This is a genomic window from Denitrificimonas caeni, from assembly GCF_905120345.1.
In the GTDB taxonomy this organism is placed as follows: domain Bacteria; phylum Pseudomonadota; class Gammaproteobacteria; order Pseudomonadales; family Pseudomonadaceae; genus Denitrificimonas; species Denitrificimonas caeni_A.
The window spans coordinates 63,699-87,146 of sequence record NZ_CAJHOA010000009.1; the positions used below are offsets into that span (position 1 = coordinate 63,699).

Here is a 23,448-nt window from a genome sequence, read left to right on the forward strand (position 1 = left end):
AATAAGGCAGCAGTGTGCGGCAATGGCTGTGAGGCAATTGTTAATCTGATGTGAAAATACTGTTAAATACGTAACTTATACAGCGAGTGTCCATGCGCATTTTAGTGATTGAAGACAACCGAGATATTCTTGCCAATATCGTTGATTACCTAGAGCTCAAAGGCTTTATTGTTGACTGTGCCCAAGACGGCCTCAGCGGTATGCATCTGGCTCTCACCCAACCTTACGACTTGATTGTTTTAGATATTATGCTGCCAGGTATGGATGGTTATCAGGTCTGTCAAAAGCTGCGCCAAGACGCTGGAATCAACACACCAATTATTATGTTGACTGCTCGTGATGCGCTAGATGATCGCCTGAAAGGTCTGCATTCAGGTGCCGATGATTATCTCGTTAAGCCTTTTGCCCTATCCGAGTTAGTCGCACGCATTCAAGCCGTGTTACGCCGCAGTTTAGGAATCAAAACACGGGTTCTTGAAGTCGCTGATTTGCACTATAACCTCGAAACCTTAGAGGTTAGCCGCGCCGGGCAAGCGCTTAAGCTTAATCCGATCGGACTTAAACTACTGGCGATTTTGATGCAGCGTAGCCCTGCCGTAGTGCGCCGTGAAACACTTGAAGAGACACTCTGGGGCGATGATGTGCCAGATAGCGACAGTTTGCGCAGCCATATTCATCAGCTACGGCAAACGATTGATAAGCCCTTCACAACCCACCTGCTGCACACCATTCACGGTGTCGGTTTTCGCTTAACGGATCTCGGCCATGAACACTAAACAGCCTTTAGAGCGGCGGATTATTATCGCCTTCACCGTCATGACGTTGCTGGTCAGTGGTACTTTTTCCTTGGGTATTGTTGGCATCGTCCATTTCATCGAGGAACATCTAGTTTCCCAAGAACTCGACCGGCAACTGCACGTTGTCGTGCATGAAGATTTACCTAAAGGTCATCCGCCACGTTTAGATCCAGAAACCCGTTTTTATGCCAGCAACCTAGAAAAGTTTGCGATTCCTCCACAGTTTAATCAGCAAGAACCTGGCTTTACGGAAGTGGTGGATGGTGATGAAGCATTCTATGTCTACATGCAAGAAATCAACGGCGTGCGCTATGTTCTGGTGCAAGAACAAGATGAGTTTGAACAGCGTGAACAAGCTTTATTTAATGTAGTGCTCGCTGGCTTTCTGTTGAGCATTGTTGGTGCTTGGGTCTTAGGCCGATTCATGGCGCGTAAAATCATGCAGCCAGTCAGCCGCTTGGCTCAACAAGTGCAACACCGTGACCAACTGTTACCATTAGCGCCACCGCTAGCGCCAGAATACGCGGATGATGAAATTGGCCATTTAGCGGCTGCTTTTGATCGCACTTTAAGTAAATTACGCAGCAGTTTAGAACGCGAAAAACTCTTTACCAGCGATGTTAGCCATGAGTTGCGCACGCCGTTAATGATCATCGCCAGCTCCTGTGAACTGCTCTCTGAAGCGAATTTATCAGAGAAAGACAATACCCATTTACAACGTATTCAGCGCGCCAGCGAAGAGATGCACGATCTGGTGCAAACCTTTTTGATTCTTGCCCGCAGCAAACCCGAAGAAGCTATTTTAGGCGGACAAGCCACCTTACAAAAAATTACCGATGCACAAGTAGAACAGTGGCAGCCCTTATTTACTGAAAAAAATATTCACTTTCAACTCTGTACTGCGCAGCCGCCTAACCAGGTTTTTTACAATGCTATCTTTCTGCGCACTGTACTCTCAAATCTGCTACGCAATGCCTTGCACTACACCGAACAGGGTGAAGTTATTTTAACCTTGTATAGCGATCACTTCACTGTTGAAGACACGGGCATTGGTATCCCTGTTGGTTTTCAAGAAAACATTTTCGAGCCATTTACCCGAGGCGAAAACGCACGCGGTGAAGGTTTGGGGCTGGGCTTATCTTTGGTCCGTAGAATTTGTAATCACCAAGGCTGGTCGATCCAAGTCAGTACCCGTACACCGACTGGTAGTTGTTTCAGGGTATTGTTAGACACTAAAACGGATACGCTAAAGAAAACCTAAGAACTCACATATTTTTCACATCCATTTAACATCGGCTTGATGACGCTCAGCTTAGGCTATGCAGTATTCCTTATCTCGACAGGACAACTGCAATGCCTAAAACGCCTATCCAATTGGCTTTTTCAGAAAAATATGATCAAGCCCATGCTCAGCAATACTTGGAAAAACATCAAGATGGCTTAGCTCGTCAACTGTCGCATTATCGCGACCAGCAACTGGCTCGTCGCGCATTAAGCTTAGCTGGTGAACCTGACTTAGTTCTAGACTTACCCTGTGGTGCCGGACGCTTTTGGCCAACCCTAGCCGAGCAACCCAATCGTATTATTTTAGCCGCAGACAACTCTGCTGACATGCTCAGCACCGCATTAGCCTCACAACCCGAATCTATCACCGAGCGCGTGCGCACCTTTCAAACCTCAGCCTTTGCTATCGACTTACCCGATAACTCCGTCGACAATATCTTCTGCATGCGTTTACTGCACCATATTGAGCAACCTGAGCACCGTCTAGCCTTACTCAAAGAGTTTCATCGCACCACGCGCGACAGCGTGATTATTTCATTGTGGGTGGATGGCAACTACAAAGCTTGGCGACGTAAAGTGTTAGAGAAGCAGCGCTTGCAAGAGGATCCATGCTATAAAAGCAGCAACCGATTTGTGATTAGCCAAAAAACAGTCGAACAAGAGTTTATTCAAGCTGGATTTAGCATTCAAAACCATCTCGATTTTCTACCCGGCTACTCCATGTGGCGAGTCTATGTTTTACGAAAAAAATAATAACTGAGTCATAAGAGGTATGGCATGAGCGCAGCAGGACAACTTCACGAGCAAGACTTTAATGCTTGGTGGTTACGTACCGGAGAATGGGTCGAAGAACCCAACCAACGTCGCGGCGGGGAAAGTGGCGTGCAATTTCTTGCACCTGAAACACCCGAGCAGCCTTGGCTATACAGCAAACGTCAAATCGGACATCAGTTTTTTTCTTTACGCCACCCGTTTGGTTACCCGACTGCATTGCGTGAAAAAAATGCTCTGCAGGCTTTAGAACACTTGGGTGTACGAGTGCCAAAACTCGTGTTTTACGGGGTAACAAAACGAGGCAAAAACTGGCATGCGTTATTGGTCACCGAAGCGCTCACAGGTTTTGTCAGCTTAGACGAATGGTACAGTCAGCAACAGGCGCAATCTGTAGATAGCACGACGATTTCATCAATGCTGCAGCAGGTGGCCAACAACTTTTATAAAATGCACACAGGTGGCTGGCAACATGGTTGCTGCTACGCGAAACATATTTTTATTAAGATTAATCCGCAGCAGACACCCGAAGTCGCTTTTATAGATTTAGAAAAAGCGCGCCGTCGCTGGCCAGCACATCAAGCTGCTTTACACGATATTAAACAGTTTGGACGCCATCGTGGCGGCATGCCAGAAGAACATTGGCAGCTTTTTTTACAGCATTACTGCAACCTAAACCCAAAGTTACGTACTAAGTTGGCATAATTTTGCGGCCGCAACAACGCAGACACCTACCCTCTCTTCTATTCATGCCAACATAGGCGTTATTTATGCTTTCCAGCACTCCCTCTGTGCCTAAAAAAAGAATCACTTTAGGTTCACATTTACTCTTTAGTTGCGCCAGTATTGTGCTATGGCTGCTGTTATTAACAGCCTTACGCGCCTTACTCTTGGCCTATAACCATGAAATGATCGGTAGCACCAGTACCGCAGACCTGCTTGAGGCCTTTAGCAATGGCGTACGCTTTGATCTACGCTTAATCGTTTATGTGAGTGTGCCATTACTGCTCGGCATACTGATTCCATGGTTGATGAATCAGCGCCGCATGCTGGTGGCTTGGCTCGTACTCAGTGCTGCTGTTAGCATTTTACTGGGTATTATTGAACTCGATTTTTATCGCGAATTTCATCAACGTCTTAACAGTTTAGTCTTTCAATATCTGAATGAAGATCCCGCGACGGTGCTAAGTATGCTTTGGCACGGCTTCCCAGTCGTGAGCTTACTCAGCGCATGGTTAGCCTGCACCCTAGTGATGTTTCTACTGTTCTCTTGGGCAGAACGAAAAACCCGCATCTACAGTACTGCAGCCTCTGCCTACAGCTATCTCGCTCAAGGTGTGACCTTCTCGATTTGCTTAGTGATTTGCGTGATCGCAGCACGCGGTACTTTGCGTCAAGGCCCACCCTTACGCTGGGGTGATGCCTATACCACCCACTCGATGTTTGCCAATCACCTTGGCTTAAATCCGGTACTTAGCTTATATAACGCCGCCAAAACTACTTTTTCTGAACACCGCGATAATATTTGGAAAGCCACGCTACCTGCAGCCGAAGCACAAGACATTACTCGCAACTTAGTGCTAACGACACATGATCAATTAACAGATGCTGACAGCGCTGCCATTCGCCGCATCTATACGCCTGTCGCTGATACGCAGCTGAACGTGCGTAATGTTGTGGTGATTTTGATGGAAAGCTTTGCGGGACGTTATACCGGGGCATTGGGTAGCAACGATCAAATCACTCCGGAGTTTGATAAATTAAGTAAAGAAGGGTTACTGTTTACCCGCTTCTTTGCCAACGGCACCCACACCCACCAAGGTATGTTCGCCAGCATGGCGTGTTTCCCCAACTTACCAGCATTTGAATACCTGATGCAAAGCCCTGAAGGCGGCCATCAGTTTTCTGGTTTACCACAGCTCTTAAGTGTACGTAACTTCCAAGATGCCTATGTCTATAACGGCGACTTTGCTTGGGATAATCAACAAGGTTTCTTTAGTAATCAAGGGATGACCAACTTTATTGGCCGCAACGATTATGTCAATCCGGTGGTGTCGGATCCAACGTGGGGCGTCTCCGATCAAGATATGTTTGATCGCAGTATCATTGAGCTGAATAAGCTTAAAGATGACAAACCCTTTTATGCATTGCTGCAAAGCCTGTCGAATCACACCCCGTATGCGCTACCCGATACCTTGCCGACTGACGCAGTGACTGGCCACGGCAGCTTAGATTTACACCTGACGGCGATGCGCTACTCTGACTGGGCCTTAGGTGAGTTTTTTAAGCAAGCCAAACAACAACCTTGGTACAACGACACTCTTTTTGTAGTGCTCGGTGACCACGGTTTTGGTGCGCCAGAACAAATGACCGAAATGGACTTGTACCGCTTTCACGTGCCGATGTTGCTACTTGCGCCAGGTATCCAAGACAAATGGGGAGCGAAAAACTCTACAGTTGGCTCACAAGTGGATATGGTGCCGACTATCATGGGTCGCTTAGGCGATAAAGTACAACACCAGTGCTGGGGCCGCGACTTATTGACTCTGCCTAAGGATGATCAAGGCTTTGCGATTATCAAACCTTCAGGTAGCGATCAGACCGTGGCGCTGATTAAAGGTGAACGGATTGTGATCAAACCTAAAGATCTTGATGCTCGCGTCTGGAACTACCAGCTTGGTGCAAACCCACAGAGCGCACCCGCTACAGAAGAGCCTGCTGACAAGCAACTGTTGCAGCAGCTCAATGCCTACATACAGACAGCAACAAGCAGCTTGCTCGATAACACTGCCGGTGCACAGGCCAGTCCTGAAGAGTAAACGGTGTTGCTAGTACAACGTACAATGCTATAAACAAAAACGCCGCAATCTACTTCAATAGACTGCGGCGTTTTTATTCAGCGCAATTATGCCTGACTGGCGCGCTCCTGCTCTTTAATCTGTGCCATCGCCCTTTTACGGCTTTCTTCAGCGCGACGCGTAAAGAACCACAGCAAGAAAGTAGCGATGGAAATAAACAGGAGAATCAAGCTGGCCACCGCGTTGATCTCTGGTTTAACGCCCATACGTACCGCAGAGAAGATTTCCATTGGCAAGGTCGTTGAGCCTGGACCGGAAACAAAGCTCGCCAATACCAAGTCATCCAATGACAAGGCAAACGACATCATCGCTCCCGCCGCTAAAGACGGAGCAATCATCGGCACCGTAATCAGGAAAAACACTTTCCATGGCTTAGCACCGAGATCCATGGCCGCCTCTTCCATAGAGCGATCAATTTCCCGCAAGCGCGACGACACCACTACCGAGACGTAAGCGGTACAGAAAGTGGTATGCGCGATCCAAATGGTGATCACACCGCGCTCCATCGGCCAGCCAATCAGCTGTGCCATCGCCACAAACAAGAGCAACAAGGACAAACCGGTAATCACCTCTGGCATCACCAACGGCGCGGTAACCATGCCGCCAAACAGCGTACGTCCGCGAAAGCGCCCGACACGAGTTAACACCAATGCGGCCAGTGTGCCTAAGGCAGTCGCAGCAATCGCCGTGTAAGTAGCAATCTCTAGCGAACGCAGTACCGCATTCATTAGCTGGGTGTTATCCAGTAAACCGGCATACCACTTGGTTGACCAGCCACCCCACACTGTCACTAAACGTGAAGCGTTAAAAGAGTAGATCACCAAAATCAGCATCGGCAGATAAATAAATAGCAAGCCAGCGATCAGCATAAAGCGCGAGAATCTAAAGTTCTTCATGCTTTACCCTCCATCTCACCGGCTTGGTTACGATTAAATAAAATAATTGGGATAATTAAAATCAGTAGCATAATCACCGCTAACGATGCCGCTACCGGCCAATCGCGATTATTAAAGAACTCTTGCCAGAGCACCTTACCAATCATCAACGTTTCCGGACCGCCCAGCAGCTCTGGAATCACAAACTCACCAACCACCGGAATAAACACCAGCATACAACCGGCAATCACACCGCTTTTCGACAACGGTACTGTAATTTTCCAAAACGCGGTATAGCCTTTAGCGCCAAGGTCAGAGGCGGCTTCTAACAGCGAGAGATCATGCTTAACCAAATTGGCATACAACGGCAGCACCATAAACGGCAAGTAAGCATAGACAATGCCGATATACACAGCGATATTGGTGTTAAGAATCTGCAACGGTTCATTGATCACACCCAGCCACAGCAAGGCATTATTGAGCAAACCGTTATTGCTGAGAATACCCATCCAGGCATACACGCGAATCAGCAGTGCCGTCCAGGTCGGCATCATAATCAGCAGCAACCACACCGGCTGCATCTGCTTACTCGAGCGAGCAATGGCATAGGCCATGGGATAACCGACCAACAAACATAGCACTGTACTAATTAGAGCAATTTTTAATGAGCCTAAGTACGCCGCGATATACAGCTGGTCTTCACTGAGCAAGACGTAATTACCAAAGTTCAGCAACACCGTCAGTTGACTGTCCGCCCATTCAGTCAAACTGGTATACGGCGGAATCGCGATATCCGCTTCAGCAAAACTAATTTTGATAATGATGGCAAACGGCAGTAAGAAAAACAGTAGCATCCAAAAAAACGGCACGCCAATCACTGCATGACGGCCCTTGGGCAACATCCCGAGTAATTTTTCGCGTATTGTCATGATTGGAATACCACGCCGCTGTCATCCACCCAATGCACATACACCTCATCATCCCAAGTCGGACGTTTGACGTTACGCTCTGAGTTAGCAATAAAGGCTTGGACAATGGTGCCGGATGCTAACTCAACGTAGTACACCGAGTGTCCTCCGAGGTAAGCAATATCATGTACGATACCTTTGGCCCAGTTATAGTCTTGGTGCTCAAGATCATCCGGTTTGTTGCTGCATAGCAGTAATTTCTCTGGACGCAGAGCAAAAGTGACACGCTTATCTTCAGCCAAGCTGGTGATCCCGTGACCGATATAAATCGGACGTTCAAGCTGCGGACAAATAATCACCGCATGGTCGGAATCATCGGTAATAATTTCACCATCAAACAAATTGACGTTACCAATAAATTCGCAAACTAAGCGGCTGGCAGGCGTCTCATAAATATCCATCGGGCTACCGACTTGAGCAATCCAACCTTGGTGCATGATGGCGATGCGCTCAGCCATGGTCATAGCTTCTTCTTGGTCGTGAGTCACCATCACACAGGTTACCCCCACCCGCTCAATAATCTCCACCAATTCCAACTGCATTTGCGAACGCAGTTTTTTATCCAATGCACCCATCGGCTCATCCAGTAGCAACAGCTTAGGACGTTTCGCCAAAGAACGGGCTAAAGCCACACGTTGGCGCTGACCACCGGATAACTGGTGCGGCTTACGCTTGGCATATTGCGTCATATGCACCAGTTTCAGCATTTCAGTAACACGCTCAGCAATTTCTTGTTTGCTCAGGCTGTCTTGCTTTAAGCCGAAAGCAATATTTTGCTCAACACTCATATGCGGAAATAAGGCATAAGACTGGAACATCATATTAATCGGACGCTCATAAGGTGGCATGTGAGTAATATCAACACCATCCAAGACAATACGGCCTTCAGTCGGCGTTTCAAAACCCGCTAGCATCCGTAGCAAAGTCGACTTACCCGAACCCGAACCACCCAGTAGAGCAAAGATCTCACCTTTATTAATTTTCAGCGAGACTTCATCCACCGCTAAGGTGTCATCAAAGTACTTGGTGACGCGCTCAATTTTTACTAAAACGTCTTTAGGTTTTTGCAAGTTAGCAAGTGCTTTCTTGTACGCGCCTGAGGCTATTGCCATAGAGTTCTCCAAATGCAGAAAGCCCAACCTTGCGGCTGAGCTTTACAAACTTAACAGATGATTATTTTCCAGATTTAAAACGAGTCCAGCTGCGGGTTTTAATGCGCTGCACGTTGCTCGGTAACGGCTTTGATACAAATAGATTATCCAATACAGCCTGCTCTGGATAGACCGCTGGATTATTTCGGACGTCTTCGTCCATTAACTCATCAGCATAACGATTAGGGTTAGCATAACCGACATAATCACTGATTTGAGCAATCACTGCTGGATCAAGTAAATAGTTAATAAAGGCATGCGCCTCTTCGACATTTTTCGCATCAGCTGGAATCGCCAACATGTCGAACCACAGATTACCACCTTCTTTGGGAATACTGTACGCCACGCGCACGCCTTGGCCTGCGTCATCAGCACGATCAGCCGCTTGCAAGACATCACCTGAGAAGCCAGCAGCAACACAAATATTACCGTTGGCTAAGTCGCCAACATATTTGGACGAGTGAAAATAGGTGACATAGGGACGAATTTCAGCCAATTTCTCCTCTGCTTTTTTGTAATCTGCAGACTTATGGCTATTAGGGTCTAGACCCAAATAATTGAGCATGGCGGGTAGCATTTCATCCGCTGAATCCAGAAAAGCCACACCGCACGTGCTGAGTTTTTTCATGTTTTCTGGTTCAAACAACACTGCCCAGGAATCAATACTGTCAACGCCGAGCACGTCTTTAACTTTATCAACGTTGTAACCAATGCCATTGGTGCCCCATAAATAGGGCACAGCATATTGATTACCGGGATCATTGACTGCGACTTGCTGCATCAATTGCGGATCTAAGTTATCCCAATTGGGCAGTAAGCTTTTATCTAATTTGGCAAACGCACCAGCTTGAATTTGGCGGGCTAAAAAGTGATCAGAAGGAACGACCACATCATAGCCACTACGGCCCGCAAGCAATTTACCTTCCAATGCTTCATTAGAATCAAACACGTCGTAAATTACTTTGGTTTGTGTTTGCGCAGTAAAGTCTTCTAGTACTGACTTACTAATGTAGTCTGACCAGTTATAGACGTGCACTTTCGGCTCAGCAAAAACCTCTGAACTTATTGTTATACCGATCGTTAGCGCTAATACAGCACTCTGTATCAATCTAGGCAATAGCCCATCCTCCAACCTTTAAACGTGAGCTGCTGATGCAACCCAACTGTGCGTTTATTGCTAATATGCGCGGGTTACATACAGCCATGAAAGACTGAAAAACCGCGCATAGTAGGTGATTATTTACCTGATTTAATTTTAGTCCAGCTGCGCGTCATAACACGCTGAGTTTTTGCCGGTAAATCAGGGAACGTATAGAGTTTACTCATGACGTCTGCTGGTGGATAAATGCCTGGGTCAGTACGAATCGACTCTTCAACTAACGCGGTTGCTTGCTGATTGGCGTTAGGAAACTGTAAGTAGTCAGTTAAATCTGCCATCACTTGCGGCTCTAGCAAGTAGTTAATAAACTCATGGGCTTCTTTAACGTTTTTAGAATCGCTTGGAATCGCGACCATATCAAAGAACGTACCTGCACCTTCTTTAGGAATTTTATAGGCAACTTTGACCTTGCCACCGGCTTCTTCTGCTCGTGACTTACTCTGATATAGATCACCTGAGTAACCTATCGCCATACAAATATTACCGCTGGCCAAGTCGGAAATATACTTGGACGAGTGGAAGTAAGTGATATAAGGACGAATGGTTAACAACAGCGCTTCAGCTTGTTTTAAATCGTCTGGTTTTTCACTATCAGCTGGCAGGCCTAAGTAATGCAAGGCGGCTGGAATAATTTCGGTTGGTGAATCAAGTAAGGCCACGCCGCACTCATGCAGTTTGCTAATATTTTCAGGCTTAAAAATAATATCCCAAGAGTCAATCGGCTGATCACCTAATACGGCTTTAACCTTATCGACGTTGTAACCCAGACCAATCGAGCCCCACATATAAGGGATCGAATACTGATTACCCGGATCACTGATTTCTAGGGTATGCAATAAGTCTTTATCGAGGTTATCCCACAGCGGCAACTGGGTCTTATCCAGTTTCTGATAGACGCCTGCTTTAATTTGCTTAGCTAAAAACGGGTTAGAGGGCACGACAATATCGTAGCCTGAGCCACCCGATAGCAATTTAGCTTCAAGGACTTCATTGCTGTCATAGACATCAAATACCACCTTAATGCCACTTTTCTTTTCAAAGTTGCTGATCGTAGTGGGTGCCACATAATCAGACCAGTGATACACCTTCAACACACGCTGCTGCTCAGCCTGCACCGAAGCAACAACAGCCATGCCGACAGCGGCGGCCAATAACATTTGCTTAGTTTTTTTCACGCGCACAGCTCCTTTAGTTCATTGTGTTAATCAAGTTAAATGCGCGCTCTGGCCGCGCTATGCGAAGTCTGGCAAGGTCTGCTTCAGGACTCAAGATGTAAAAGCACATTTAGTGCTTTATTGTGTCATTAGCAGGAGAAAAGAGCCGATAAACTGATTTAAGTGTAGATAACTTATCACATTCAACCCGGCTCATCTTTATCGCCCTTGTAGCAACAGATCAACGGTTGCTAAAGCACAAGGTAGGCTTGGGTTGCGCAGAGTAATCAGTTAGCCTAGAAGCCAGTTTATTTTTAGTCGTTTGGAGTGTTTCTATGTCACGCATTGTCAGTGTCGCCATCACGCAAATGGCTTGTTCTTGGGATGCTGCAGCCAATATTGCTAAAGCGGAGCAACTGGTGCGTCAAGCAGCCAAGCAAGGCGCGCACATCATTTTGCTGCAAGAGCTATTTGAAACCCCTTATTTCTGTAAAAAACCAAATCCTGATTACTTACAATTGGCCACTACCGTAGAAAACAACCCGGCGATCCTGCACTTTCAAAAGATTGCTAAAGAGCTGCAAGTGGTACTACCGATCAGCTTTTTTGAGCGTGCCGGTCAAGCTCGATTTAATAGCATTGCCATTATTGACGCCGATGGCAGTCTGTTAGGCGTGTACCGTAAAAGTCATATTCCTGATGGCCCTGGTTACCATGAGAAGTATTACTTCAACCCAGGCGATACCGGCTTTAAAGTGTGGCAAACACGCTATGCAAAAATTGGCGTCGGTATTTGCTGGGATCAGTGGTTCCCTGAATGCGCACGCGCCATGGCTTTGCAAGGTGCCGAACTATTGTTCTACCCAACCGCAATCGGCACTGAGCCGCATGACGCCAACATTAACTCGTGCGCGCACTGGCAGCGAGTACAGCAAGGCCATGCCGGAGCCAACCTGACTCCTCTCATCGCCTCCAACCGGATCGGTAGTGAAGAGCAAGACGGTTACAACATCACCTTTTATGGTGCTTCTTTTATTGCCGATCAGTTTGGCGAAAAAGTCGCCGAACTCAACAAGAGTGACGAAGGCGTTGCCGTACACAGTTTTGATTTAGATAAACTGGAGCACACCCGTACTGCTTGGGGTGTATTCCGTGATCGCCGGCCTCATCTATATAGCAGCTTAAAAACCCTCGATGGCCAATTGGAATCTTAATATGCTGCTGAGTCAGACACTGAGTACACCTGCGGCCGATGGCTTTCGTATGCCTGCCGAGTGGGAGCCACAGCAGCAAATTTGGATGCTCTGGCCCGAGCGTCCAGATAACTGGCGATTTGGCGCTAAACCTGCACAAGCAGCATTTTGCCAAGTGGCCTTAGCCATTGCCGACTATCAACAGGTCAGTATTGGTGTTAGCGCAGCGCAGTATGACAACGCCCTAGCCCGCCTAAGTCATGCCAATATTCGCGTATTAGAACTGAGCAGTGACGATGCATGGATGCGCGATACCGGCCCAACCTTTGTTATCAATGCCGCTGGTGCAGTGCGCGGCATTGATTGGGCATTTAATGCTTGGGGTGGCTTGCAAGGAGGCCTGTATTGGCCATGGCAACGCGACGACCAAGTCGCGCGCAAAGTACTCGCGATCGAACACCTACCACGCTATCGCACTGATGATTTTATTTTAGAAGGCGGCGCTATTCATGTCGATGGCGAAGGGACGCTACTGACCACAGCCGAATGCTTACTCAACAACAACCGTAATTCGCACTTGAGCCCAGCCGAGGTTGAGCAATACCTGCGCGACTACCTGAATGTCAGCACCATCATCTGGTTACCTGAAGGCTTATACAACGACGAAACCGATGGTCATATTGATAACTTCTGCTGTTTTGCCCGTCCTGGTGAAGTGATTTTAGCTTGGACCGACGACACCAGCGATCATAATTATGCGCGCTGCCGCACGGCTTTAGCGGTTTTAAACAGCAGCACCGATGCACAAGGTCGCCAATTAAAAGTGCATAAAATGCCGCTACCCAGCCCAATTTATGCCACCAAACAAGAATGTGATGGCGTTGATATCGTTCTAGGCTCACAGCCGCGCAGCCCAGACATTCGTCTCGCCGGATCTTATATAAACTTTTTAATCATTAATTGCGCTATTATTGCTCCAAGTTTTAATGATCCAATGGATACCATTGCAAAAAGCATCCTGCATGAGATATTTCCTGATCGCGAGATCGTGATGGTACCTGGACGAGAAATCTTACTTGGCGGTGGAAATATTCACTGCATTACCCAGCAGCAACCTAAATAATAAACGGGACTATGTTGCTACAAAGGAGAGAGCCTGATGAAAAACCTGATGATTGGCGGCCTAGCTGCACTTTTTTTAACCACCAGTTTAAATGCAAGCGCACAAATTGATCCAGAAGATCAAATTAACTTCCGTAAAGCTGGTTACAGCTTTATGAGTTGGAATATGGGTAAAATCAAGGCAATGGCCATTGATGAAAGCGTGGCTTGGGATCCAGCACAAGTGCAAGCAGCAGCAAACAGCATTGCTGCAACAGCCAATTCAGGTATGGGTGCGTTATTTAGCCCTGGCACTGAAAAAAGCATTGGTGATACTAAAACACGCGTTAAACCTGAAATGTTTACCGACCGTGAAGGCGTCACTAAAGTAGGTATGGCGTTTAATAAAGCTGCGAACGAACTAGCAGTCGCTGCTGCAACAGGCGACAAAGCCGTCGTTGCCAAAGCGTTTGCAGCAACCGGTGACAGCTGTAAAGGTTGCCACGACAAATACCGCAACGACTAACTCTTTACCGTTTGGTTAATGTGTTATGCAAAAAAGGTCGCCAATTGGCGACCTTTTTTATGCACGCTGAACGGAGTTAAGCTACCAAGCGGGGGCAGCGACTGGGGCTGGCGGCGGCTTACTTTGCCACTCACCGGAAGCCAAGTACACCGCACCCAAAGCAACGGCTACAGCAAAAACAAAAGCCAGCCAATGCCCACCTTGTGCTGGTTTTTGCTGCGGATACTGTTGCTCTGCTTTCCCTGTCAGCATCGCTGTGACCAAGTTGTGTTTCTTCAGTACTGCATGCGCAATAATCGCCAACACATGCAACGTAATTAAGCCAATAATAATCCACAACCCCAGTTTGTGTAGGCGCGTAATATCAGCACTTAAGCTGCTACTCACCAATTTATAGAGCGGTCCAGTAAAGGCAATATCATCATTGGTAAATAAACCACTAACCGCCTGCCAGCTCAGCATTCCCAGCATGGCAAACACTGATAAGACACCCAATGGGTTATGCCCTAACTGCCGCCACTCACCTCGTAAGTATTGCGGTAACGCTAGCAACGAGCAGAGTAAAGTCGATAAACGAGCATACGTAGAGCCAAGCAACAGCCAAGTGATGCGGAAACTCAGCAGGCCCACGATCAGGAGACCTGCACGCGCATGCCAATCCATCCAACTGCCACCTAACCACCCTGTCAGCAAGGCCGTTATCACGCTCAATACCAAGAGCCAATGGAATACACGCAACGGACCATCCCATACACGTATCTGTTGTGTCATAAATCTAATCTCCTTATTGTTTAACGCATACGTCGACCTGGATTTTCGTCAGTACCGCGCAAAGATAATCCAGATGACGTACTCGTGGAATTTTTACCTGCCTCCTCTGAGCCCAATTTAATCATTAAGCGTAAATCATTGCCTGAGTCAGCATGCGCCAAAGCGTCTGCATAGGTAATTTCACCCTGAGAATACAGAGCATACAAGGCTTGATCAAAGGTCTGCATGCCACTCTCTGTAGAGCGTTTCATCAAAGGTTTTAATGCATGCACATCACCTTTGCGAATTAAGTCAGCCACTAACGGTGTATTGATCAACACTTCAATCACCGCTCGACGGCCTTTACCATCAACGGTCGGCAGCAACTGCTGGGCAACGACAGCGCGTAAGTTAAGAGATAAATCCATCCAAACTTGCGCATGTCGATCAGCGGGGAAAAAATTAATAATACGGTCTAACGCTTGGCTGGCGTTGTTTGCGTGCAAAGTGGCTAAGCATAAATGACCGGTTTCGGCAAAAGTCACGGCATACCCCATCGTTTCACGGGTACGCACCTCACCAATTAAAATCACATCGGGTGCTTGCCGCAACGTATTTTTCAGCGCGACCTCAAATGACTCGGTATCAATACCCACTTCACGTTGAGTAACAATACAGTTTTGATGCTGGTGAATAAATTCAATTGGATCTTCAATTGAAATAATATGCCCCGAGCCGTGCTTATTGCGATGTCCAACCATTGCCGCTAACGAAGTAGATTTACCCGCTCCGGTCGCACCAACAAATAAAACCAATCCTCGCTTGCTCATCGCCAGCGTTTTTAAAACCTCTGGCAGCTTTAAACCATCCAAGCTCGGAATATTAGTTTCGATACGACGCAACACCATTCCAATCAAATTACGTTGATAGAATGCGCTGACTCGAAAGCGGCCAATACCATCGGCATTGATCGCAAAGTTACATTCAAGCTGCTCAGAAAAATCACGACGCTGACGCTCACTCATAACGTTCAGCACCATCTCACGCGCCATCTCAGCCGACAAAGGTGTTTTAGTGACCGACAGGATTTTACCGTTTATTTTCATTGCAGGCGCAACACCCGCGGTAATAAACAGATCTGAACCGCCCTTTTCGACCATTAAGCTTAAGAGCTTTTCAAAGTCCATAGCCTGCCCCTACTGCACCTTTGGTGAGCTTAAAAGTTTTCTGGAATTTTAGCTTTTTCACGCGCACTTTCACGGCTAATCAAACTTTTCCCTATCAAATCTTTTAAGCAACTGTCCAGTGTCTGCATCCCTAATGAGCCGCCGGTTTGGATAGCCGAATACATTTGCGCAACTTTATCTTCACGGATCAAGTTACGAATAGCGGGTGTTCCTAGCATAATTTCATGCGCAGCTACACGACCCCCACCGTTTTTCTTCAGCAGCACTTGCGAAATGACCGCCTGTAAAGATTCTGACAGCATAGAGCGCACCATGGATTTTTCTTCCGCAGGGAACACGTCAACGATACGGTCAACAGTTTTTGCGGCAGAAGTAGTGTGCAAGGTGCCAAACACTAAGTGACCGGTTTCTGCGGCTGTTAGCGCTAAGCGAATGGTTTCCAAGTCACGCAGTTCACCCACCAAAATAACATCGGGATCTTCACGCATAGCTGAGCGTAATGCTGCACTAAAACCATGGGTATCGCGAAATACTTCACGCTGGTTGACCAGACTTTTTTTCGATTCATGGACAAACTCAATCGGGTCTTCAACCGTGAGAATGTGCAGGTACTTGTTACTGTTTAAATGGTCTATCATCGCTGCCAGGGTGGTGGATTTACCTGACCCTGAGGGGCCTGTCAGCAAGACTAAGCCTCGTGGCACATCAGTAATATTGCGAAAAACCTTACCTAAACCAAGGTCATCCATGCTCAGCACTTTTGACGGGATGGTACGAAAGACTGCCGCCGCACCGCGGTTTTGGTTAAAAGCATTGACTCGGAAACGCGCCACACCCGGCACTTCAAATGAAAAGTCAGTCTCTAAAAACTCCTCATAATCCTTGCGCTGCTTGTCATTCATAATATCGTAAATCAGCGCATGCACCTGCTTATGTTCCATAGCAGGTAAATTAATTCGGCGTACATCACCATCAATACGTATCATGGGTGGCAAGCCTGACGACAAGTGCAAGTCAGATGCGCCTTGTTTCGCGCTAAAGGCCAGCAGTTCAGTAATATCCATAGCGCTCCCCAGTCACAAATAAACAGTTAAAATATCGTTATATTATTGTACGGTATGATGCGTAGCTAAATAATATCTACGATAGCAGACAATCATGCACAGCTATCTATAAAGTGGCTGGCTGCGCTAGCGAACACGCCGGCCCAGTATAAGCAAAGTCTTGCGTAAATCGTCAATTGCAGGACAATTAGCAGCTGTGTTTAAGATCCGCATGCAATAATTGAATGCCGCGCATGCGGTTAAATACTATTTATAAGTGCATTAGCAATAAAGGAGCCTCACTCAGTGGGCAATACACAGATTACTTTTATAGGCGCTGGCAATATGGCCGCCAGCCTGATTGGCGGTTTATGCAAACAAGGCGTCAACGCTGAGTGTATTCGCGCCAGTGACCCGGGCCTTGGCGCACTTGAAGCGCTACAAAATAGTTACGCCATCCGTACCTTTAGCGATAATGGTTTAGCTATTAAAGGAACTGATGTCATTGTGCTCGCGGTTAAACCGCAAGTCATGCGGCACGTCTGTGAACAGTTAGCACCCTCTATCACGCAACAGCAGTTAGTGATATCCATCGCAGCAGGCATCAATTGCGATAGCTTAAGTCGCTGGCTGGGTGTCAATGCGATTGTCCGTTGCATGCCCAATACACCGGCATTAATACAACAAGGTGTGAGCGGCCTCTACGCGACAAAGTACGTATCGGCGCAGCAACGCGAACAAGCGCAGCAGCTATTATCGGCTGTCGGCTTAGCAGTTTGGTTGGATCAAGAGCAACAAATTGATGCTGTCACTGCCGTCTCAGGGAGTGGGCCAGCCTATTTCTTTCTGCTCATTGAAGCCATGACTGCAGCGGGCATTAAGCTTGGTTTACCTGCAGAAACGGCAGCACAACTGGCAAAGTACACAGCTCAAGGCGCCTCGACAATGGCCTGCCAAAGCACCCTAGAAGCGGCGCAACTGCGCCAGCAAGTCACATCGCCGAACGGCACCACAGAAGCCGCTATCGGCACCTTCCAAAACGGCGGCTTTGCTGAGTTAGTCGAGGCTGCTGTACGCAGCGCCGCATCACGCTCAGCAGAGCTTGCCCAACAATTAAGCGAATAAGAGGACTGTATGTCAGGACTTACTGAAGCGTTCATTTACATTATCCAAACGCTAGGCCAACTCTATTTACTGATTGCGCTACTGCGCTTCATATTGCAGTTAGTGCGAGCTGACTTTTATAACCCGCTCAGCCAATTCACGGTAAAAGTGACCCAACCACTACTTGCCCCGCTACGCCGCGTCATTCCTAGCGTGGCCGGTATTGATCTGGCCGGTTTAGTCTTTGTCCTGCTGCTGCAACTGCTGCTGATAATAGTTATATTATCGATTGTAGGTTTTCCAATCTTAGACAACCTGCCCAATATATTGGCATGGACACTGATTGCTGTTGCAGGCTTATTTTTAAAGATTTTCTTCTTTGCTTTAATTATTAGCGTTATTTTGTCGTGGGTGGCACCGGGCAGCCAGAATCCTGGGGCACAACTGACGCAGCAAATTTGTGAACCAATGATGGCACCCATTCGCAACCTCTTACCCAATTTAGGCGGTCTAGACCTCTCACCCATTTTTGCCTTTATTGGCATTAATCTCTTAGAGCGTTTGGTGATTGCGAACTTAGCGACGAGCACTGGGTTGGTCGGGCCGATTCGTGCCTTGGTCAGTCCATTTCTATGACCGATTATGTTCGCTGGGATGCCGATGACCTAGTTTTACTCTGTCATCTGCAACCTGGTGCAAAACGTAGTGAGTTTGTTGGCATGCACGGCGATCGAATTAAAATACGTTTACATGCACCGCCCGTGGATGGCAAAGCCAATAGTCAGCTCATTACTTTTCTAAGCAAAGCTTTTGGCGTTACGAAACATGCGGTGCAAATCGAAAGTGGTGAACTGTCACGGCAAAAACGTGTGCGTATTACAGAGCCTAAACAGATTCCCGATATGCCTGAGTTTGCCCATTTATCAGTTTGAAACAATTAGTGCTCAACAGATGTACGCTAATGAGCGCCTAAGCAAAAGTCGCATCGCTACAACACCGTGCCAGTACGCTACAGAAGCCCTTAAACAGAGCTTCTGACGTAGAGAAGTAAAGCTTCAGGCGGTGAATATTGCATACGACTTGCCGCGACGGGCTAGGCTCTTTAGACTGCATCTCTAACTTTAGAGAGAGTTGCCGTGTCTTCCGTTTACCCAGCAGATTCTGTCGGTTTAGTCAGTCCTAAGGTGGCGCATTTTACTCAGCCATTACGCTTAGCCTGCGGCCGCACACTGGATCAATACGAACTGACCTATGAAACCTATGGTGAGCTCAACGCTACAGCCAGTAACGCTGTACTGATCTGCCATGCCTTATCTGGCACCCACCATGCTGCCGGTTACCACCATGCTGATGACCGTAAACCAGGTTGGTGGGACAGCTGTATCGGTCCGGGCAAGCCGATTGATACCAATAAGTTTTTTGTGGTCTCGCCGAATAACTTAGGCGGTTGCCATGGTTCTACCGGCCCCAGCAGTCGTAACCCTAAAACAGACAGAATTTATGGTGCTGACTTCCCAGTCGTCACCGTTGAAGACTGGGTCCACAGCCAAGCACGTCTAGCCGATTTACTGGGTATTGAGCAGTGGGCAGCAGTGGTTGGCGGCAGTCTCGGTGGTATGCAAGCGCTGCAATGGACCATCAGTTACCCTGATCGTGTACGTCATTGCATCTCCATTGCTGTCGCACCGCGCTTATCAGCACAAAACATCGCCTTTAATGAAGTTGCCCGACAAGCCATCCTTACCGACCCTGACTTTTATGCTGGACACTTTGTTGAAGAAGGTAAAATCCCTAAACGCGGCTTAATGTTAGCGCGCATGGTGGGCCATATCACCTACCTCTCCGATGACTCCATGGGCGAGAAGTTTGGTCGCGAGTTAAAAACCGATCGTCTCAACTATGACTTCCATAGCGTTGAGTTTCAGGTCGAAAGCTATTTGCGCTATCAAGGTGAACAGTTTTCCAATAGCTTTGATGCCAATACCTATTTGCTAATGACCAAAGCACTCGACTACTTTGATCCGGCCGCTGAGCATGCTGGCGATTTAACCGCGACCTTTGCCTGCGCCAAAGCAAATTTCTATATTATTTCCTTTACCACCGACTGGCGTTTCTCCCCTGCTCGCTCAAAAGAAATTGTTGATGCGCTGATGGATGCCAAAAAGAACGTATCCTATTTAGAGATTGATGCCCCGCAAGGTCATGATGCGTTCTTAATTCCAATTCCGCGTTACCTGCAAGCATTTAGCGGGTACATGAACCGCATCAGCCTGTGAGACAACTATGAGAGCAGATTTAGAAATTATCCAAAAATGGATTCCCGCCAATAGCCGTGTTCTTGACTTAGGCTGCGGTGACGGTGAACTCTTAGCCTGGCTGCAAGAAAACAGGAATGTCACCGGCTATGGTTTAGAAATTGATGCCGATAATATTGCTGCCTGTATTGATAAAGGCGTCAATGTTATTGAGCAAAACCTTGACCTTGGTTTAGGTAACTTCGCCAACGACAGCTTTGATGTTGTGGTGATGACCCAAGCCCTACAAGTGGTGCACTATCCTGATAAGATTCTGCAGGAGATGCTACGTGTCGGCCGCACCTGTATTATCACCTTTCCCAACTTCGCACACTGGCGTTGCCGTTGGTATTTAGCCCATAAAGGTCGCATGCCGGTCTCGGACTTTTTACCTTATACGTGGTACAACACACCTAACATTCATTTTTGTACATTTACTGACTTTGAAACACTGTGCAGTGATATGCAAATGACGGTCCTTGACCGTCTGGCGGTAGACCATCAATACCGTCAGAATGTTGGTAATCGTATCTGGCCCAATCTACTCGGTGAAATTGGTATTTACCGTGTGACGGGTGCCAATGCTCGTTAACTTAAGGAGTTTACCACTATGCGTTATTTACTGATTGTATGCATAAGTTTCTTTATGGCATTTGCCGCTCAGGCCGAACGTAAACAAAGCTATGGTGCACTGGATGTGCATTACAATATTTTCAATTCAACATTTTTACAGCCCGATACAGCCAGCGCGGTAGGTTTAAACCGTAGCAAAAACCAAGCGGTGCTCAATGTATCCATGGTCAAAAATGCTAAAGGGCAAAAAGGCGCAGTCACGGGTAGTTTTCAAAACCTACTGGGACAAAGCGAAACACTGACCTTTAAAGAAATCGATGAAGGTGATGCAGTGTATTACTTAGCGCAATTTGCTATTACTGGCCAAGAAATTCTTCGTTTTGACCTGCGAGTCACTGACGCTGAAGGTCAAGTACATTCTTTAAAATTTAACCAAGAAGTCTTCCCTGATCTATGAAAGAACTCGTTCTAGCCAGTCATAACACTGGCAAACTGCGTGAACTGCAGGCTTTGTTGGGTGATAGTGTGATAATTCGCTCCATCGGCGAGTTCAGCGATATCGAGCCGGAAGAAACCGGCTTAAGCTTTATCGAAAACGCCATCTTAAAAGCGCGTAATGCCTGTAAAGTTTCAGGCTTACCCGCTTTAGCCGATGACTCAGGTTTAACCGTTGATTATTTAAACGGGGCGCCTGGAATTTACTCAGCACGTTACAGCGAAACTGGTGGCGATGCGGGCAATAATCAAAAGCTGCTCGCCGCTCTACAAGGCGTACCAGATGCACAACGTGGTGCGCAGTTTATTTGCGTGCTGGCTTTATTGCAGCACGCAGATGACCCGCTACCTATTATCTGCGAAGGCCGCTGGCACGGCCGCATTTTGCATGCAGCACAAGGCGAACATGGTTTTGGCTACGATCCCCTGTTTTACGTGGCCGAACAACAGTGCAGTAGCGCAGAACTGCCCAGCGCATTAAAAAATCAACTGAGCCATCGCGCCCAAGCCATGCAACGACTAAAAAAACAGCTGTCCTTATGAGTCTGATTGCGTCTGACTTAAGTACGCAACACGCACTCAAAAATGGTTTTAAACTGCCACCGCTAGCGCTGTATGTGCATATTCCATGGTGCATTCGTAAATGCCCTTATTGCGATTTCAACTCGCATGCGGCGACGCCTGAATTACCTGAGCAGGCCTACGTTGCCGCAGTCTTGGCTGACTTAGATTTAGATTTAGTGCATGTCCATGAGCGCCAACTGGAATCGATTTTCTTTGGCGGTGGCACGCCCAGCTTATTTTCAGCCGCGGCATTACAAACCTTGCTTGAGGGTATTGAGCAACGTATCCACTTTAGTCCAAACATTGAAATCACTCTGGAAGCCAACCCCGGCACCTTTGAACAAGAAAAGTTTGCAGCCTATCGTGCGCTGGGTATCAACCGTCTCTCGATTGGCATCCAAAGCTTTGCCGACAGCAAGTTACAAGCCTTAGGCCGAGTGCACTCAGGCACAGAAGCCATTGCTGCCATTGCAATGGCCCGTAAAGCTGGCTTTGATAACTTTAATTTGGATTTAATGCACGGCTTGCCGGATCAATCGCCAGAAGAAGCGTTAGCTGATTTACAAACTGCGATTGATCTGTCGCCCAGCCACTTATCTTGGTATCAGCTAACCATGGAGCCCAATACCGTTTTTTGGAATAAGCCACCCATTTTGCCTGAAGATGATGTGCTCTGGGATATTCAAGAAGCCGGTCAAGCTTTGCTGGCTAAGCATGGTTATATCCAATATGAAGTGTCAGCTTATGCTCGTGCAGAAGCAGTGGCGCAACACAATGTTAACTACTGGTCGTTCGGTGATTTTATCGGTATCGGTGCTGGTGCGCATGGCAAGCTCAGCGATCCACAAGGACGAATTCAGCGGACTTGGAAGACCCGCCAGCCTAACGACTACCTGAATCCAGACAAACCCTTCTTAGCCGGTAGCGCCACGCTTGCCGCTGATGACTTACCCTTTGAGTTTTTGATGAATGCCTTACGCTTGAGCGATGGTGTTGAACTCAAACTGTTTAGTGAACGTACGGGCTTAGCTATTGCAGCGCTACAGGACGGCCTCAGCCAAGCCCGTCAACGCGGTTTACTCTGCAGCGACCCTGAACGTTTAGCCGCCAGTGCACAAGGGCAATTGTTTTTAAATGATTTACTACAAATCTTTCTAACCTCTGCATAGTCAATCATAACGCTAGATAAGGAATCTCTATGGACGTCTTGTTTGATTTTATCCTGACTCTATCCAAGTGGAGTCGTTTGCATCTGCACGATATTGCCTTGGCAATAATGGCGACGGCATTAGTGCTATTTGGCCCTATTATTAATACTTGGGCGCGTCGCACAGTGGGCCATCTAAATTTTGCCATACGCATTATAGCTTTTGCTGCGCTCTGCATATTAGGCTTCGGTTTAGCATTGATTTATCTAACGCCTTTATTAGCCAGCACCCTTGCACACCTGAATAACTACACACTCGCACCGGTACTGCTCATGATCTTTATTCTGGTTGGGGTTTTAGCCGATAGAAACTAGGTTTGCGTAATACGCTGCGCTGGATCGATGGCGCAGCGTTAAACATCTTCAGTCACTGATCGGCTAAGACTTAGATCTA

Annotated in this window: 24 protein-coding genes and 1 pseudogene; 17 read left to right on the forward strand and 8 right to left on the reverse strand. The window is 47.4% G+C overall.

The genetic code is table 11. The features are described 5' to 3' along the window. The first annotated feature begins 92 nt into the window (after positions 1-92). The 5 genes from JYJ62_RS14665 (at position 93) to JYJ62_RS14685 (ending at position 5,671) form a co-directional block, all read left to right on the forward strand. Positions 93-776 carry a response regulator transcription factor gene (locus JYJ62_RS14665; RefSeq protein WP_205342981.1) on the forward strand — a complete coding sequence of 228 codons (684 nt, stop codon included), beginning with the start codon at positions 93-95 and terminating at the stop codon, positions 774-776. Beyond that, positions 766-2,058, forward strand: coding sequence for a sensor histidine kinase (locus JYJ62_RS14670; RefSeq protein ID WP_205342982.1), 1,293 nt, complete (start codon positions 766-768; stop codon positions 2,056-2,058). The genes JYJ62_RS14665 and JYJ62_RS14670 overlap by 11 nt, the downstream gene beginning before the upstream one ends. 92 nt (positions 2,059-2,150) lie before the next feature. Beyond that, positions 2,151-2,834 carry a class I SAM-dependent methyltransferase gene (locus tag JYJ62_RS14675; protein ID WP_205342983.1) on the forward strand — a complete coding sequence of 228 codons (684 nt, stop codon included), beginning with the start codon at positions 2,151-2,153 and terminating at the stop codon, positions 2,832-2,834. 24 nt (positions 2,835-2,858) lie between these two features. Next, positions 2,859-3,557: a lipopolysaccharide kinase InaA family protein gene (locus JYJ62_RS14680; RefSeq protein WP_205342984.1), complete on the forward strand. Its 699-nt coding sequence runs from the start codon at positions 2,859-2,861 to the stop codon at positions 3,555-3,557. A 65-nt stretch (positions 3,558-3,622) separates the two neighbouring features. Further along, entirely contained in the window at positions 3,623-5,671 is a 2,049-nt protein-coding gene (locus JYJ62_RS14685; RefSeq protein WP_205342985.1) for an LTA synthase family protein, read from the forward strand. A gap of 86 nt (positions 5,672-5,757) precedes the next feature. Here the strand turns inward: JYJ62_RS14685 and JYJ62_RS14690 are convergent, their stop codons facing one another. The 5 genes from JYJ62_RS14690 to JYJ62_RS14710 form a co-directional block, all read right to left on the reverse strand. Next, on the reverse strand, positions 5,758-6,606 hold the full coding sequence (locus JYJ62_RS14690) for an ABC transporter permease subunit (RefSeq protein WP_205342986.1): 849 nt from the start codon (positions 6,604-6,606) through the stop codon (positions 5,758-5,760). Further along, the gene (locus JYJ62_RS14695) at positions 6,603-7,484 is read right to left on the reverse strand and encodes an ABC transporter permease subunit (RefSeq protein ID WP_205343026.1); all 882 of its coding nucleotides are present in this window, start codon (positions 7,482-7,484) and stop codon (positions 6,603-6,605) included. The genes JYJ62_RS14690 and JYJ62_RS14695 overlap by 4 nt, the downstream gene beginning before the upstream one ends. Positions 7,485-7,510: 26 nt before the next feature. Continuing rightward, positions 7,511-8,665, reverse strand: a complete 1,155-nt coding sequence (gene potA, locus JYJ62_RS14700) for a polyamine ABC transporter ATP-binding protein (RefSeq protein WP_205342987.1) — start codon at positions 8,663-8,665, stop codon at positions 7,511-7,513. 61 nt (positions 8,666-8,726) lie between these two features. Continuing rightward, entirely contained in the window at positions 8,727-9,812 is a 1,086-nt protein-coding gene (locus JYJ62_RS14705) for a polyamine ABC transporter substrate-binding protein (RefSeq protein ID WP_232365818.1), read from the reverse strand. Positions 9,813-9,940: 128 nt separating this feature from the next. Continuing rightward, positions 9,941-11,038: a polyamine ABC transporter substrate-binding protein gene (locus JYJ62_RS14710; RefSeq protein ID WP_269751430.1), complete on the reverse strand. Its 1,098-nt coding sequence runs from the start codon at positions 11,036-11,038 to the stop codon at positions 9,941-9,943. A gap of 314 nt (positions 11,039-11,352) precedes the next feature. Here JYJ62_RS14710 and aguB point away from each other — a divergent pair, with 314 nt between their 5' ends. The 3 genes from aguB to JYJ62_RS14725 are packed head-to-tail and all read left to right on the forward strand — an operon-like array spanning position 11,353 to position 13,837. Next, positions 11,353-12,231, forward strand: a complete 879-nt coding sequence (gene aguB, locus JYJ62_RS14715) for an N-carbamoylputrescine amidase (protein WP_205342989.1) — start codon at positions 11,353-11,355, stop codon at positions 12,229-12,231. A 7-nt stretch (positions 12,232-12,238) separates the two neighbouring features. Further along, on the forward strand, positions 12,239-13,333 hold the full coding sequence (aguA, locus tag JYJ62_RS14720; RefSeq protein WP_205343028.1) for an agmatine deiminase: 1,095 nt from the start codon (positions 12,239-12,241) through the stop codon (positions 13,331-13,333). Positions 13,334-13,369: 36 nt separating this feature from the next. Further along, positions 13,370-13,837 (forward strand): c-type cytochrome, encoded by a 468-nt coding sequence (locus tag JYJ62_RS14725; protein WP_232365816.1) that lies wholly within the window; start codon positions 13,370-13,372, stop codon positions 13,835-13,837. 81 nt (positions 13,838-13,918) lie between these two features. Here JYJ62_RS14725 and JYJ62_RS14730 read toward each other — a convergent pair whose 3' ends face one another. The 3 genes from JYJ62_RS14730 to JYJ62_RS14740 are packed head-to-tail and all read right to left on the reverse strand — an operon-like array spanning position 13,919 to position 16,838. After that, entirely contained in the window at positions 13,919-14,608 is a 690-nt protein-coding gene (locus tag JYJ62_RS14730) for a cytochrome b/b6 domain-containing protein (RefSeq protein ID WP_205342990.1), read from the reverse strand. Between the two features lie 20 nt (positions 14,609-14,628). Then, positions 14,629-15,774 (reverse strand): PilT/PilU family type 4a pilus ATPase, encoded by a 1,146-nt coding sequence (locus tag JYJ62_RS14735; protein WP_205342991.1) that lies wholly within the window; start codon positions 15,772-15,774, stop codon positions 14,629-14,631. 29 nt (positions 15,775-15,803) lie between these two features. Then, positions 15,804-16,838: a type IV pilus twitching motility protein PilT gene (locus JYJ62_RS14740; RefSeq protein WP_205342992.1), complete on the reverse strand. Its 1,035-nt coding sequence runs from the start codon at positions 16,836-16,838 to the stop codon at positions 15,804-15,806. A gap of 285 nt (positions 16,839-17,123) precedes the next feature. On the opposite strand from JYJ62_RS14740, the gene proC reads away from it, so the two are divergent. From proC to JYJ62_RS14785, 9 genes and pseudogenes are all read left to right on the forward strand, one after another. After that, the gene (gene proC / locus JYJ62_RS14745) at positions 17,124-17,942 is read left to right on the forward strand and encodes a pyrroline-5-carboxylate reductase (protein ID WP_205342993.1); all 819 of its coding nucleotides are present in this window, start codon (positions 17,124-17,126) and stop codon (positions 17,940-17,942) included. 9 nt (positions 17,943-17,951) lie between these two features. Then, the gene (locus JYJ62_RS14750) at positions 17,952-18,557 is read left to right on the forward strand and encodes a YggT family protein (protein WP_205342994.1); all 606 of its coding nucleotides are present in this window, start codon (positions 17,952-17,954) and stop codon (positions 18,555-18,557) included. Further along, positions 18,554-18,853, forward strand: a complete 300-nt coding sequence (locus JYJ62_RS14755) for a DUF167 family protein (RefSeq protein WP_205342995.1) — start codon at positions 18,554-18,556, stop codon at positions 18,851-18,853. The genes JYJ62_RS14750 and JYJ62_RS14755 overlap by 4 nt, the downstream gene beginning before the upstream one ends. Before the next feature lie 204 nt (positions 18,854-19,057). After that, positions 19,058-20,197: a homoserine O-succinyltransferase MetX gene (metX, locus tag JYJ62_RS14760; RefSeq protein WP_205342996.1), complete on the forward strand. Its 1,140-nt coding sequence runs from the start codon at positions 19,058-19,060 to the stop codon at positions 20,195-20,197. Between the two features lie 7 nt (positions 20,198-20,204). Further along, complete coding sequence (gene metW / locus JYJ62_RS14765) at positions 20,205-20,807, forward strand: methionine biosynthesis protein MetW (RefSeq protein ID WP_205342997.1); 603 nt, start codon at positions 20,205-20,207, stop codon at positions 20,805-20,807. Between the two features lie 18 nt (positions 20,808-20,825). Continuing rightward, a complete protein-coding gene (locus JYJ62_RS14770) occupies positions 20,826-21,245 on the forward strand; it encodes a DUF4426 domain-containing protein (protein ID WP_205342998.1) in 420 nt (139 codons plus the stop codon). Next, positions 21,242-21,826: an RdgB/HAM1 family non-canonical purine NTP pyrophosphatase gene (gene rdgB / locus JYJ62_RS14775; RefSeq protein WP_205342999.1), complete on the forward strand. Its 585-nt coding sequence runs from the start codon at positions 21,242-21,244 to the stop codon at positions 21,824-21,826. Before JYJ62_RS14770 ends, rdgB begins: the two co-directional genes overlap by 4 nt. A 53-nt stretch (positions 21,827-21,879) precedes the next feature. Continuing rightward, positions 21,880-23,016: pseudogene (gene hemW / locus JYJ62_RS14780) on the forward strand (radical SAM family heme chaperone HemW); the annotation flags it as partial. Positions 23,017-23,045: 29 nt separating this feature from the next. Then, positions 23,046-23,369 (forward strand): DUF3392 domain-containing protein, encoded by a 324-nt coding sequence (locus tag JYJ62_RS14785; protein ID WP_205343001.1) that lies wholly within the window; start codon positions 23,046-23,048, stop codon positions 23,367-23,369. The last annotated feature ends 79 nt before the right edge of the window (positions 23,370-23,448 follow it).